13 protein-coding genes and 1 tRNA gene are annotated in these 12,521 nt (G+C 67.8%); 7 read left to right on the top strand and 7 right to left on the bottom strand.

Features of this window, described 5'->3' with window-relative positions; all coding sequences use genetic code 11:
* The first annotated feature begins 31 nt into the window (after positions 1-31).
* From IWC96_RS03630 to IWC96_RS03615, 4 genes are all read left to right on the top strand, one after another.
* Positions 32-1,399, top strand: coding sequence for a glutamate--cysteine ligase (locus IWC96_RS03630; protein ID WP_196838355.1), 1,368 nt, complete (start codon positions 32-34; stop codon positions 1,397-1,399).
* Positions 1,400-1,462: 63 nt separating this feature from the next.
* Positions 1,463-3,076: an ATP-binding protein gene (locus IWC96_RS03625; protein WP_196838354.1), complete on the top strand. Its 1,614-nt coding sequence runs from the start codon at positions 1,463-1,465 to the stop codon at positions 3,074-3,076.
* 45 nt (positions 3,077-3,121) lie between these two features.
* Positions 3,122-3,871 (top strand): DUF72 domain-containing protein, encoded by a 750-nt coding sequence (locus IWC96_RS03620; protein ID WP_021696194.1) that lies wholly within the window; start codon positions 3,122-3,124, stop codon positions 3,869-3,871.
* 56 nt (positions 3,872-3,927) lie between these two features.
* Complete coding sequence (locus tag IWC96_RS03615; protein WP_021696193.1) at positions 3,928-4,989, top strand: NAD(P)-dependent alcohol dehydrogenase; 1,062 nt, start codon at positions 3,928-3,930, stop codon at positions 4,987-4,989.
* Here IWC96_RS03615 and IWC96_RS03610 read toward each other — a convergent pair.
* Entirely contained in the window at positions 4,986-5,639 is a 654-nt protein-coding gene (locus tag IWC96_RS03610; RefSeq protein WP_021696192.1) for a thiamine phosphate synthase, read from the bottom strand. The genes IWC96_RS03615 and IWC96_RS03610 overlap by 4 nt on opposite strands.
* On the opposite strand from IWC96_RS03610, the gene IWC96_RS03605 reads away from it, so the two are divergent.
* The gene (locus tag IWC96_RS03605) at positions 5,638-6,312 is read left to right on the top strand and encodes a YggS family pyridoxal phosphate-dependent enzyme (RefSeq protein WP_021696191.1); all 675 of its coding nucleotides are present in this window, start codon (positions 5,638-5,640) and stop codon (positions 6,310-6,312) included. The two genes, IWC96_RS03610 and IWC96_RS03605, sit on opposite strands and share 2 nt — an antisense overlap.
* A gap of 81 nt (positions 6,313-6,393) precedes the next feature.
* Positions 6,394-7,080, top strand: coding sequence for a response regulator transcription factor (locus IWC96_RS03600; protein WP_021696190.1), 687 nt, complete (start codon positions 6,394-6,396; stop codon positions 7,078-7,080).
* Between the two features lie 81 nt (positions 7,081-7,161).
* Here the strand turns inward: IWC96_RS03600 and IWC96_RS03595 are convergent, their stop codons facing one another.
* On the bottom strand, positions 7,162-7,449 hold the full coding sequence (locus IWC96_RS03595; protein WP_196838353.1) for a hypothetical protein: 288 nt from the start codon (positions 7,447-7,449) through the stop codon (positions 7,162-7,164).
* A 216-nt stretch (positions 7,450-7,665) separates the two neighbouring features.
* On the opposite strand from IWC96_RS03595, the gene IWC96_RS03590 reads away from it, so the two are divergent.
* Complete coding sequence (locus IWC96_RS03590; RefSeq protein WP_021696188.1) at positions 7,666-9,300, top strand: ATP-binding protein; 1,635 nt, start codon at positions 7,666-7,668, stop codon at positions 9,298-9,300.
* 70 nt (positions 9,301-9,370) lie between these two features.
* On the opposite strand, the gene IWC96_RS03585 is transcribed toward IWC96_RS03590, so the two are convergent.
* From IWC96_RS03585 to IWC96_RS03565, 5 genes are all read right to left on the bottom strand, one after another.
* Positions 9,371-10,123 carry a BLUF domain-containing protein gene (locus IWC96_RS03585; protein WP_196838352.1) on the bottom strand — a complete coding sequence of 251 codons (753 nt, stop codon included), beginning with the start codon at positions 10,121-10,123 and terminating at the stop codon, positions 9,371-9,373.
* A 398-nt stretch (positions 10,124-10,521) separates the two neighbouring features.
* Positions 10,522-10,596 (bottom strand) — tRNA-Gly (locus tag IWC96_RS03580).
* Positions 10,597-10,681: 85 nt separating this feature from the next.
* Positions 10,682-11,620 carry a TraB/GumN family protein gene (locus IWC96_RS03575; RefSeq protein ID WP_196838351.1) on the bottom strand — a complete coding sequence of 313 codons (939 nt, stop codon included), beginning with the start codon at positions 11,618-11,620 and terminating at the stop codon, positions 10,682-10,684.
* A 55-nt stretch (positions 11,621-11,675) separates the two neighbouring features.
* Positions 11,676-12,320, bottom strand: coding sequence for a hypothetical protein (locus IWC96_RS03570; protein WP_196838350.1), 645 nt, complete (start codon positions 12,318-12,320; stop codon positions 11,676-11,678).
* 11 nt (positions 12,321-12,331) lie between these two features.
* Positions 12,332-12,520 (bottom strand): helix-turn-helix transcriptional regulator, encoded by a 189-nt coding sequence (locus tag IWC96_RS03565; RefSeq protein WP_045318646.1) that lies wholly within the window; start codon positions 12,518-12,520, stop codon positions 12,332-12,334.
* Position 12,521: the final 1 nt, after the last annotated feature.

The following is a 12,521-nucleotide window of genomic DNA, read 5'->3' as shown; positions in this document are numbered from 1 at the left end:
GGCCGCGCACGCGGCGAAGGGGCGACCGACCATGGCCGACGACGCGAACGAGCCGCTGACGCTTGAGACCATGGCGGGTTTTCTGGCCGAAGGCGTGAAGCCCAAGGACCAGTGGCGCATCGGGGCCGAGCACGAGAAGTTCGGCTTCCTGAAGGACGGCTTCGCCCGTCCGGACTATGAGGGCCCGTCGGGCATCCGCGCCATGCTCATGGGCCTGACCCGTTTCGGCTGGGCGCCCGTGGAAGAGGGCGGCCATGTCATCGCCCTGGAGAAGAAGAACACCGAGGGCTATTCCGCCTCGGTCAGCCTGGAGCCGGGCGGCCAGTTCGAGCTGTCGGGCGCGCCGCTGAAGGACATCCACGACATCTGTTCGGAGACCGGCCAGCATCTGGTCGAGGTCAAGATGGTGGCCGACGAGCTGGGTCTGGGCTTCCTTGGCCTGGGTTTCGACCCCCTGTGGACCCGCGCCGACATCCCGGTCATGCCCAAGGGCCGCTACGACATCATGCGCGCCTACATGCCCAGGGTGGGAAGCCTGGGCCTGGACATGATGCTGCGCACCTGCACCATCCAGGCGAACATGGACTTCGAGTCCGAAGCCGACATGGTGATGAAGTTCCGCACGTCTCTGGCGCTGCAGCCCATCGCGACGGCCCTGTTCGCCAACAGTCCGTTCACCGAGGGCAAGCCCAACGGCTTCCTGTCCGCCCGCGCCAACGTCTGGACCGACACCGATCCGGACCGCACCGGCATGCTGGATTTCGTGTTCGCCGACGGCTTCGGCTTCGAGACCTATGCGGAGTACGCGCTGGACACCCCCATGTATTTCGTCAAGCGCGACGGCAAATATGTGGACGCCTCGGGCCAGTCGTTCCGGGCCTTCATGAAGGGCGACCTGCCCGCCCTGCCGGGCGAAACCCCGGTCCTCAAGGACTGGACCGACCACCTGACCACCCTGTTCCCCGAGGTACGGCTGAAACAGTATCTGGAGATGCGCGGCGCCGACGGCGGGCCGTGGAGCCGCATCTGCGCCCTGCCGGCCCTGTGGGGGGGCGTATTGTACGACGCGCCGTCGCTGGCGGCCGCCTGGGACCTCTGCAAGGACTGGGACATCACCGATCACGAGCGCCTGCGCCGCGACGTCACCCGTCTGGGGCTGAAGGCCGAGGTGGCGGGGCGCTCGGTCCAGGACGTGGCGAAGGACATGGTCGCCATCGCGCGTCAGGGCCTGAAGAACCGAGCACGCTTCTCCGGCGGCATGGTGGACGAGCGCGGCTATCTGGCGGAGCTGGAGGACATCGCCGAAAGCGGCGTCACACCCGCAGAGCGTCTGCTGGAGGCGTATCACGGCCGCTGGAACGGCGATGTGCGTCAGGTTTATGCGGAGCAAGCGTACTGAGGGCGAAACCCGACCTTAACGGGTGATGGTCAAGCTGGCGGCAGTTCGCCAGAGAGTCCTCCCATGACCTGTCAGCCGCTCGAAGCCTCTGCCCGTCCCGACGGCGCGGGCGAGGCGTGGTCCGAGGTCGACCTCGGCACCTTCTTCGACGTGTCGCTGGACCTGCTGGTGGTGCGCGAGCTGGACGGGACAGTGGTCAAGGCCAGTGCGTCCTGGGCCACCCTGCTGGGCTATCGCCCCGACGAGATCGAGGGCCGGGGCCTGCTGCGCCTGATCCATCCCGAGGATGTGGCCGCCACACGGCACAGCATCGTGGAGGTCGAGACCCGGCGGCCCGGCGACCCGGTGCTGGGCCAGGTCAACCGCTACCGGCACAAGCAGGGTCACTACATCACCCTGGAGTGGCGCGCCCAAAGGCATGGCGACCGCATCTACGCGGTGGCGCGAGACGTGACCGACAAGGTGGCCGCCGAGCGCGACCTGATCGAGGCCAAGGCCGCCGCCGAGGCAGCCAGCCACGCCAAGTCGGACTTCCTGGCCAATATGAGCCACGAGATCCGCACCCCCCTGAACGGGGTGATCGGCATCGTCGACGCCCTGTCGCGCACGCCCCTGTCGCCGGACCAGTCCGAGATGGTCGCCCTGATCGCCTCGTCCGGGGTCACCCTGGAGCGGCTGGTGTCCGATATCCTGGACGTGTCCAAGATCGAGGCCGGGCAGCTGGACCTGGAGGCGCGCCCGTTCGATCTGGACGAGGCCCTGGCCGCCCCGCTGGACGTCATGCGCCTGCGGGCCGAGGACAAGGGGCTGGATTTCGTCGTGCGGCGCGCGCCGGATGCGCGCGGGATGTTCATGGGCGACAGCACCCGCATCCGGCAGGTGCTGGGCAACCTGTTGTCCAACGCCGTCAAATTCACCCATGAGGGCGCGATCACCGTCAGCATCGCCGTGGCGGAGCCGCAAGGCGGCGACGCCCGGGTGATGTTCACGGTCGAGGACACCGGCGTGGGCTTTGATTCCGATCACGCCGCGCGGCTTTTCGACCGCTTCAACCAGGCCGACGCCACCATCACGCGCCGGTTCGGCGGCACCGGACTGGGCCTGTCCATCTGCCGCTCGCTGGTGGAGATGATGGGCGGGCGGATCGCGGCGTCCTCCACGCCGGGCGCGGGCAGCCGGTTCGAGGTGGATATCCCGCTGAGCCGGGCCGCCTCCCTGGCCGACTATGACGCCCGTGAACGCACGACCACCCTGGCCGGCGGCGGGCTGGACCGGCCCCTGCGCGTTTTGCTGGCCGAGGACCATCCCACCAACCAGCGGGTGGTGCAGCTGATCCTGGGCGCCCACGCCGCCGAGGTGGTCATCGCCGAGGACGGCGCCCAGGCCGTGGCCGCCTTCGCCGAAGACCGTTTCGACGTGGTGCTGATGGACATGCAGATGCCCGGCATGGACGGCCTGACCGCCACCCGCGAGATCCGGCGGCTGGAAGCCGTACGGGGTTCAGCCCCCACCCCCATCGTCATGCTGAGCGCCAACGCCATGCCCGAGCACCGGGATCAGTCCCGCGAGGCCGGGGCGGACATCCATGTTCCCAAGCCCATCACCGCCGCGACCCTGCTGGCGGGCATTCTGGCGGTGACGTCGCAAGGGTGCGCGAGCGAACAGACTACGGCATAATCCGTCGGGCCGCGCCATGCGGCTGAATACGGAGCGGGACCGGTCATGAGCGGAGCCATCCACATCGGCGTCGGCGGCTGGACCTATGAGCCGTGGCGGGGCGTGTTCTATCCCGACGGCCTGGTCCAGAAGCGCGAGCTGGAATATGCCGCCTCGAAGCTGGGCTCCATCGAGATCAACGGCACCTACTATTCCACCTTCAAGCCGGACAGCTGGCGGAAATGGCGCGACGAGACGCCAGACGGGTTCGTCTTTTCGGTCAAGGCCAGCCGCTACTGCACCAATCGCAAGGTCCTGTCCGAGGGCGGCGAGAGCTTCGACCGCTTCCTGTCCCAGGGCCTGACCGAGCTGGGCGACAAGCTGGGGCCGATCAACTGGCAGTTCATGGCCACCAAGAAGTTCGACCCGGAGGATTTCGAGGGCTTTCTCAAGCTGTTGCCGAAGGAGAAGGACGGCCTGCGTCTGCGCCATGCGCTGGAGGTGCGGAACCCCGGTTTCGATGTGCCGCAGTTCCACGATCTGGCGGCGAAATACGGCGCGGCCATCGTCTACGCCGAGGACGACGAGGCGCCGGAGTGGCCGCGCATCGACCAGGACACGGGCGATTTCCGCTATGCCCGGCTCATGTCCAGCCGCGAGGACGAGCCCTCCGGCATGACGGCGGCTGAGCTGGACGCCGTGGCGGACCGGGTGAAGGGCTGGAGCACGACAGGCGAGGTGTTCGCCTATTTCATCGCCGGGGCGAAGGTGAGGAACCCGGCCGCGGCCATGGCCCTGATCGAAAGGGTCTCCTGACGGTTGCGCCTGCCCCCGCGAGACCACACCTAGTCTGAAGCTGTCAGGAGATCTCCATGCCCATCGCCACCCGCGCCTTCGCCGCCGTCGCCGCCGACAAGCCGCTTGAGCCCTACCGCTTCGACCGTCGCGATCCCGGCCCGGACGACGTGGCCATCGAGATCAAATACTGCGGCGTCTGCCACTCGGACCTGCACATCGCCAAGAATGACCTGGGCGGCACGCGCTATCCCATCGTGCCGGGCCACGAGATCGCCGGTCTGGTGACGGCGGTGGGCGGGAACGTCAGCCGCTTCAAGGTCGGCGACCGGGTGGGCGTGGGCTGCATGGTGGACAGCTGCCGCACCTGCGCGGCCTGTCAGGAGGGCGAGGAGCAGTACTGCGTCCCCGGCATGACCCAGACCTACGGCTCGGCCGATCCGCTGGGCGAACCGGTGAGCCAGGCCATCACCCAGGGCGGCTATTCGGACCGCATCACGGTGAACCAGGACTTCGTGCTGCGCATTCCCGACAGCCTGCCGCTGGACGCCGCCGCGCCCCTGCTGTGCGCGGGCATCACCACCTATTCGCCGCTGCGCCACTGGAACGTGGGCGAGGGCTCGAAGGTCGCCGTGGTGGGTCTGGGCGGTCTGGGCCACATGGCGGTCAAGCTGGCCCACGCCATGGGCGCGGAGGTGACGGTGCTGTCCACCTCGGACCGCAAGAAGGCGGACGCCGAGCGCATGGGCGCGAAACACTTCCTGATCAATTCGGACAAGGCGGCCATGCAGGCGGCGGCCGAAAAGTTCGACCTGATCATCAACACCGTCTCGGCCACCCACGAGATCGCCGGGCACCTGAACCTGCTGGCCCGCGACGGGACCATGGTCATGCTGGGCCTGACCACCGAGGGCATGCCGGTGTTCGCCATGCCGCTGCTGTGGCGTCGCCGCGCCGTGGCCGGCAGCCTGATCGGCGGCATCCGCGAGACCCAGGAGATGCTGGACTTCTGCGCCGAGCATGGCATCGCCTGCGATATCGAGACCATCGCCCCGGACCAGATCAACGAAGCCTACGCCCGCATGGAGAAGTCGGACGTGCGCTACCGCTTCGTCATCGACATGGCGAAGATGGCCTAGGCCTTCGCGGCCGGGGCGAAAGCCCTGGCCACGCCCTCCGCTCCGGCGAGGCCGCAGACCCCGCTGTCCGCCAGCACCGCCGCATTGCCCGCGTGCACCCCGCCCAGCGCGATCACCGGCAGCCCGGCGGCGCGGGTCCAGGCTGCGAAGCGTTCGGGGCCCAGCGCCGCGCCGCCGGACGGGCTGGCGGTGGGAAAGACGGGCGAAAGCAGGGCCGCGTCCAGCCGCAGGGCCGCCGCGCGCGCCAGGGCTTCCGGCGAATGGGCCGCCCCGGTGACCAGCGCCAGACCAGCCCCTCGGGCCTCGTCCGCCTGATCGAGGGCGCGCTCGGGCAGATGCACGCCGTCCGCGCCGACGGCGACGGCCAGGGCCACGTCCAGCCCGATCAGCAGGCGCACCCCCGCCGCGCGCGTCACATCCCTCAGCCGCCGGGCGTCCGCCTCGGCCCCGGGCCGGCCGAAGGCGCGGTGGATCACCGCCGCGCCGGCGGGCAGGCGGGCGGCGATCTCCCATGGACGGGGCGTGCGGTCCGGATCGGTGACGAAGATCAGGGGCGGCAGGCCCGCCGCCGACGGGCTGACACGGGCGGCGGCGCGGTTTAAGGCCTTGGCCGTCTCCCACAATCGGGTCGCTTCGTCGGACAGGACCATGGATTCTCTCGTCGCCTCAGCCCTGGACACGGTGCGCCGCCGCATCGCCAAGGCGGCCCGCGCGGCGGGGCGGGATCCTTCGGATATCACGCTGACCGCCGTTTCCAAGCAGCAGCCCGAACCGGCGATCCAGGCCGTGCTCAACGCCGGCCAGCGCGTGTTCGGCGAAAACCGGGTTCAGGAGGCGCAGGGCCGCTGGACCGAACGGCGCGCCGCCCTGCCCGGTCTGCACCTGCGGTTGATCGGCCCCCTGCAGTCCAACAAGGCGGACCAGGCCCTGGCCCTGTTCGATGTGATCGAGACCCTGGACCGGGACAAGCTGGCGCGGGCGCTCGCCGAGGCGGGCATGAAGGCCGGCGTGCGGCCCCGGGTGCTGATTCAGCTCAACACCGGCGAGGAGCCGCAGAAGGCGGGAGTCATTCCGACCGAGGCGGACACCTTCATCGCGCGGGTCCGCGCCGAGTACGACTTCGACCTTCAGGGCCTGATGTGCATTCCGCCGCTTGAGGAGGAGCCGGCCATGCATTTCGCCCTGCTGGCCCGGATCGCGGCGCGCAACGGCCTCGAGGCGCTGTCCATGGGCATGAGCGGGGATTACGAGACGGCCGTGCGGTTTGGCGCGACCCATGTGCGCGTCGGCTCGGCCCTGTTCGGCGCCCGTTCCGGCGGCTGATCGGGCGAGAAGTCTCGCAAGACGTGCGAATTTCGCCGTTCAAGCCTTGGCGAGAGGCGCGGCGCTCGCCATTCTTGTTCCATGGCGCAATCCAAAACCCTCCTGATCATCGACGACGACACCGAGCTGCGCGAGGCGCTGGCCGAACAGCTGGACATGCACGACGAGTTCAGGACCGTTCAGGCCGCCACGGCCACCGACGGGGTGCGCATGGGCAAGGAGATCCGCGCCGACCTGATCCTGCTGGACGTGGATCTGCCGGACATGGACGGGCGCGAGGCCTGCCGCCAGCTGCGCAAGGCCGGGGTCAAGACGCCGATCATCATGCTGACCGGGGCGGTGGCGGATTCCGACGCGATCCTGGGGCTGGATTCGGGCGCCAACGACTATGTCACCAAGCCCTTCCGGTTCGGCGTGCTGCTGGCGCGCATCCGCGCCCACCTGCGCAGCCACGAACAGTCCGAGGACGCGGTCTTCACCGTCGGCCCCTACGAGTTCCGGCCCGCCGGCAAGATGCTGATGGGGCCCAAGGACAAGAAAATCCGCCTGACGGAGAAGGAAACCAACATCCTGAAGTACCTCTACCGCGCCGGGGCCAAGCCCGTATCGCGTGAGGAGCTTCTCGCGGAGGTGTGGGGCTACAACGCCGGGGTCACCACCCACACCCTGGAGACCCATATCTATCGTCTGCGCCAGAAGATCGAGCCCGAACCGGGCCAGGCGCGGCTGCTGGTCACCGACGCCGGCGGCTACCGGCTGCAGCCCTGAGCGAAAGCCGAGGACGCCTCCGGCGCCTTCGTTCCGTGACGAAGGCGCCGGCAAGCCTCCAGACCATGGATGCAGCGCTCGTCAGTAGCCGAGCTTGTAGCGGAGGCCGACGATCATGGCCTGGTTCTCGTAATCGCCATCGATGGGCGAGAGTCCGCCGGAGCTGAGCTTCGCCCGCTCCTGATCGAGTCCGATCTGCTGGAGCGCGGCCTGCAGGGTGACGGCAAGATCACGCCCAAGGACGTCGAGACCGCCGTCACCCCTGGGCGTGACGCCTTCATTTGAGCCTGCACAACCTGAACGGCCTCGGGCCAGGGCAAGCCTGGGACGAGCGTCTCGCCCCTCGGAACGCAGCCGCTTGCGGCGCACGCCCGCGACCTAGGGCCACGGCCACACGATGCGGCGTTTTGCCGCATCGTGGAGAAATGCCACTTCACGACACGACTCTCACACGACCGGGGTAAGAGAGCAGACCCTGAGCGGCGCCGAACGCTTCAAGGCCGTCTCGCGCGCTCACGGGTCTATTCCTCTCCCAAGTCCAGACGCCTTAGCTCACCCCTCATAAGGGTTAGTCGGGGGTGATTCTTGGGCGTCGATGGAGACAACGGGACCTCGGATCTTCATCGTCCGCGTTCAGGAGGACGAAAGCGGACCTTTGGACTGCGGCGCGCCCAGAGCGCCCGCGCGGGCCTGATCGACCGGACCGAAGACATTCTGACCAGCATCCTCAACCTGGCGGCGGAAGGGGTGATCGTCACGGATGGCGAACTCCGGATTCTGGTGTTCAGCGGCGGGGCGGAAACCATCTTCGGCTATGCGGCCAACGAGATCATCGGGCGCTCGATCGAGGTGCTGATCCCGGAGGGCTATCGCGTCCGGCATCGGGAGCATGTCGCCCGTTTCAAGCAGAACGCCGCAACCAGTCTGCGGATGCGTGGCCGCCTGCAGACCATGGGCGTCTCGAAGTCCGGCGCGACCATACCCATCGAGGTGGACCTGTCGCGGCTGACGGCCCCGCGGGGCGAGATCATCACGGCGATCGTCCGGGATGTCACCGAGCGCGCCGAGGCGGAACGTTCGCTTGCCGCCGCTGCGGACCGCGCCCAGGCGGCCAGTCAGGCCAAGAGCGCCTTCCTGGCCGCCATGGGGCATGAAATCCGCACTCCGCTCAACGGGGTCCTGGGCATGGCCCAGGTCATGGCGACGGACGATCTGCCTCCACGCCAGCGAGAGCGGCTCGCCGTCATTCGCGAGTCTGGCGAAAGCCTGCTGCAGATCCTCAATGATCTGCTCGATCTCTCGAAGATCGAGGCCGGCAAGCTGACACTGGAGGAAGCGGAATTTGACCTGGAGGATCTCCTGCGGAGCACCCACGCCGCCTTTTCAGCGCTCGCCAGCCAGAAGGGCCTGACCTACAGGCTGACGATTTCGGAGCGGGCCAAGGGACTGTATCGAAGCGATCCGCTGCGCCTGCGCCAAATCCTCCACAATCTGATTTCCAACGCCATCAAGTTCACGGCGGAAGGAGGCATCGAGGTCTCGGTGGGTCGACGAGAGAACAGGCTGCTCCTGGAGGTGACCGACACCGGCATGGGCATCCCTCCGGACCGCCTGCCGCAGCTCTTTGACAAGTTCGAGCAGGCGGACAGTTCGACGACCCGTCGCTTCGGCGGAACAGGCCTGGGACTGGCGATCTGCCGGGATCTGGCCGGGCTCATGGGCGGGCAGATCAGCGTAACCAGCCGGATGGGGCAGGGCTCGACGTTCAGGGTTGAAATCCCGATGCTCCGGGTTCGGAGGGAACGTGCGCGCACACCGGCGCCGGCCGCCGCAATCCGCCCGGAAAGCGACCTCAGCATCCTTGTGGCCGAGGACAATCCGACAAATCAGATCGTCCTGCGGGCGTTGCTTGAAGCGGCGGGGCTGGACCCTGTGATCGTATCGGATGGGGCGGCGGCCATGGAGGCATGGCAGTCGAGGAGCTGGGATCTTATCCTGATGGATGTTCAGATGCCCGTGATGGACGGCCCCACCGCGGCCGCCGCCATCAGGGCGATCGAAGCGGCGGAAGACCGGCCGCGGACGCCCATTCTGGCGGTGACGGCAAACGCCATGGCCCACCAGATTGACGAGTATGCATCCGCGGGAATGGACGGCGTCGTCGCCAAGCCCATTCAGCTGGAGGCGCTGCTGACCGCCATAGCGGAATTCACAGACTAGACCGACGCCCTTACCCGCGCCCGCAACCTCGGCGCCGTCTCCGGACGCGCCGGGCCGTGCGGGGAGCCGGCTATGCGGATCGACTGGTCATGGCGGGCTCCATCTGGTCGTTGCCGACGGCGCCGCCGGCAGCGCCCACGGCGCAGGGCCTGTCGAGACAGATGCCCGCCAGCGGGCAGGGACGGCGCGAATGCAGATCCTTCCGGGGGGACGTCTCGGTCAGGTCCCGCATCACGGTGAGCAACCCCAGGGCAGAGGCAGGAGACAGGCTCTCCGGATGGAAACCCTCCCTCAGCGCCGGCTCGTCCCCGACCATCTCCGCGTCAGACTGGAACAGGCCGCAACAGACGCTCCAGTCCGGAAAGCGCCGCGCGGGCGCCGTCTGGTCGCATATGATCGACAGGGCGGCGTGGCTCCGATCACACGAGATTTCCCCGTACACCTGCCTGACCTTGTCCCTTGGTCCCTCCAGAACGCTGAGGAACCTGCCGTCATAGGCGAACAGGATGCCGGTGACGTCCAGGGTCGACTTTCGCCGGGCTCCGGACTCCTGAGCCTGATCGAGCAATTCGTGCAGACGCCCGGCCGCCGAATTCGCGGTGCTGTGGTAGATGAGGCGGTGGAAGCCGGTGTCGGTGGACAGTGGGGCCGCTCGCGACGACCGTGAGGTTCGCCCGGCGGTCTGCGCGGGGTCCCCCGACAGGCAGACGCCTACGCCTCCATCCTCGCAACTGTCAAAGGCGATGCCCATGGCCGAGAACGCCTCGAAAAGCGCCCGCAGCGTCCGGCTGTTTGCGCCCACGGGGCCCCGAATACGCTCCAACCGCTTGATCGTCTCCAGACTCAGGCTGCAGCGCCGAGCCAACTCCGACTGATCGATACGCGCAAGCGCCCGGGCCGCCCTGATTTGCTCGCCCGTAAGCGCCGACGAAATGAACTGCATCTACCCGTATCCCAACCAACAAATACACTTTGAGTACAATTTCTTCCACCTCCGGCATACTTGATACGTGAGGGCGCTTACTTAGGTACACAATGCGGATAAACGCCATCAACCGCAGACTTTATTACATAAAATTGCTCGCGCCCGCCTCCCATAGATGACGGCTCAAATGTCGCGGCGCGACCGGGACGCGAACGCAATCGGCACAACCGCCCCCAAAAATCGCCCAAATGCGTCTCGGGGTCATCCGGATAAAGGCGGCGAACCGTTGAAAATATTGGAGCGGGCGGGGGGAATCGAACCCCCGACATTCAGCTTGGGAAGCTGACGTTCTACCTCTGAACTACGCCCGCCTGAGGCTCGTCCGCTTATCCGATGAATGGCCGGACAAGAAAAGGCCCGACGCGCGAGGCGTCGGGCCTTTCCCTTTTCATGGGGTCAGCGGCGGGTGACGGTCACGCCGCGGTCCTCCAGCATCGACTGAACGCTGTCGTCACCGGCCAGGTGGGCGGCGCCCACGGCGATGAAGGCCGTGCCCGAGCCTTCCAGCATGGTCTGGATCTGGCCGGCCCAGTCGGCGTTGCGGTCGACCAGCAGGACATCATAGAGCTGGCCCCACTCGGCCTGCATCTCGTCGACGACCAGGGCTTCGAAGCCCTCCACATCGCCGGCGGCCCACAGCTCGACCATGCTGTCCAGCATCTCTTCAGCCTCTTCCCAGGTGGCCAGCGATTGGCGCAGGAACTGCAGCTGAACCTCCTGCGGCAGATCGTGGAAGAAGCGGAACTGCTGTTCCAGGGTCTCGAACCCGCGCACCGTGGTCCCGGCCTCGTCCGCCGAGGCCTTCAGCCGGGTGTCGACGCCCGAGGCCGGGTCGTAGCCGGCCCGGACGGCGGCGGCGACGGAGACCTGAAGGCCGACCAGCCAGGGCTGCATCACCTCCATGGCCTGGGGCGGCACGCCGATGGCGGCGGCCACGGCCTGAAGCTGGGCGTTCTCCTCATCGGTCAACAGGCTGGACAGGGGCTCCCCGCCGATGTTCAGGCCATACTGCTGGATCAGGGGCATGGCGGCGGCCTGGTCGTCCACATTGGGCACTTCCAGCCACAGCTCGGCCGCCTCGGTCAGGGCGGCCTCCAGGCCCGGGGTGCGCCACTGGGTCTCGGGCTTCAGCAGGTGCACCGTGCCGAACAGGTAGATGGTGGAGTCCTCGTCGCTGACGACCCACATGGCCGGGCCGGGCTGGTGCGCCTCCTGGGCCAGGGCGAAGCTGGGGGTTCCCGCGACGGCGGCGAACAGGCCGACGCCCAGGGCGGTTCCGGCGCCCAGACGGGCGGCCAGGGTTCCGGCGTGCTTGATGCGATTGATGATGGTCATGGCTCGTTTCCTTTATGGACAGTCAGGGTGATGGATACTCAGGGTGAAAAGGGTGTCAGTTGAGGCCCCGGCGCAGCCCCACGGTGGCGGAGCAGACCAGGTACAGGCCCATGACGACGACCAGGATGTCCCAGGCCGTGAGGGTCGGCGCGACGCCCAGCCGCTCGGCGACGGCCCAGCCGAACAGGGCGGCCTGACCGATCCAGAAGGCCAGGGCTCCGGACTCCAGGATGACCCGTCGGATCATCTCGTCGCCGCGCCGCCACAGGCTCAGGTTCATGGCCGTGTGCAGGGCGAAAACCACCGCGATGGCGGCCAGGGTCAGCTCGGGGGCGGGGTTGCCGGACAAGACCGCCACAACCGGCGCAGCCAGCAACAGGCCGGATAGAACCAGCACCGCGCCCTGAAGGCGCATGTCTCGCACCTCCGTGGGACCGGCCGGCGCATCGGCGGATGTGGCGGCGGCCAGGGCGCGGCCGTTGCGGGAGGCCGCCAGGACGGACAGGCCGCCGGCGGCCAGCATCATGGCCACGATCAGGGCCACGGCGTCGCTCCAGCCCAGGCCGTCGAGCGCAGGAAGCTCGACATAATCGACCAGCAGCCAGCCGACGCCGTAGCCGACGATCCCGCCCATGACGGCGAAGCCGGCCAGTTTGAGCAGTTTGAATCGCGTGTCGGCGGATTTTTGAAGAGCGGTCATGATTTCCTCCTTCACTCGGAAAAGATGTCTTCGATGGCCAGGCCGAAGGTTCTGGCGATCTTGAAGGCGAGGGGCAGGGACGGGTCGTAGCGGCCGGTCTCCAGCGCATTGACGGTCTGGCGCGAGACGCCGAGCTGGTCGGCCAGGTCAGCCTGGCTCCAGTCCCGTTCGGCGCGCAGCACCTTGAGGCGGTTGTTCATG

Source organism: Brevundimonas sp. BAL450 (assembly GCF_015767455.1).
GTDB classification, from domain to species: Bacteria; Pseudomonadota; Alphaproteobacteria; order Caulobacterales; family Caulobacteraceae; genus Brevundimonas; species Brevundimonas abyssalis.
Note: the sequence above shows the minus strand (reverse complement) of the source record. Positions and strands in the feature narration are given on the sequence as shown.

Coding starts and splice junctions, on each gene's coding strand:
- IWC96_RS03565 (WP_045318646.1), bottom strand. CDS start 12,520: ATGAACAACCGCCTCAAGGTGCTGCGCGCCGAACGGGACTGGAGCCAG.
- IWC96_RS03620 (WP_021696194.1), top strand. CDS start 3,122: ATGAGCGGAGCCATCCACATCGGCGTCGGCGGCTGGACCTATGAGCCG.
- IWC96_RS03615 (WP_021696193.1), top strand. CDS start 3,928: ATGCCCATCGCCACCCGCGCCTTCGCCGCCGTCGCCGCCGACAAGCCG.
- IWC96_RS03625 (WP_196838354.1), top strand. CDS start 1,463: ATGACCTGTCAGCCGCTCGAAGCCTCTGCCCGTCCCGACGGCGCGGGC.
- IWC96_RS03600 (WP_021696190.1), top strand. CDS start 6,394: ATGGCGCAATCCAAAACCCTCCTGATCATCGACGACGACACCGAGCTG.
- IWC96_RS03630 (WP_196838355.1), top strand. CDS start 32: ATGGCCGACGACGCGAACGAGCCGCTGACGCTTGAGACCATGGCGGGT.
- IWC96_RS03570 (WP_196838350.1), bottom strand. CDS start 12,320: ATGACCGCTCTTCAAAAATCCGCCGACACGCGATTCAAACTGCTCAAA.
- IWC96_RS03605 (WP_021696191.1), top strand. CDS start 5,638: ATGGATTCTCTCGTCGCCTCAGCCCTGGACACGGTGCGCCGCCGCATC.
- IWC96_RS03575 (WP_196838351.1), bottom strand. CDS start 11,620: ATGACCATCATCAATCGCATCAAGCACGCCGGAACCCTGGCCGCCCGT.
- IWC96_RS03610 (WP_021696192.1), bottom strand. CDS start 5,639: ATGGTCCTGTCCGACGAAGCGACCCGATTGTGGGAGACGGCCAAGGCC.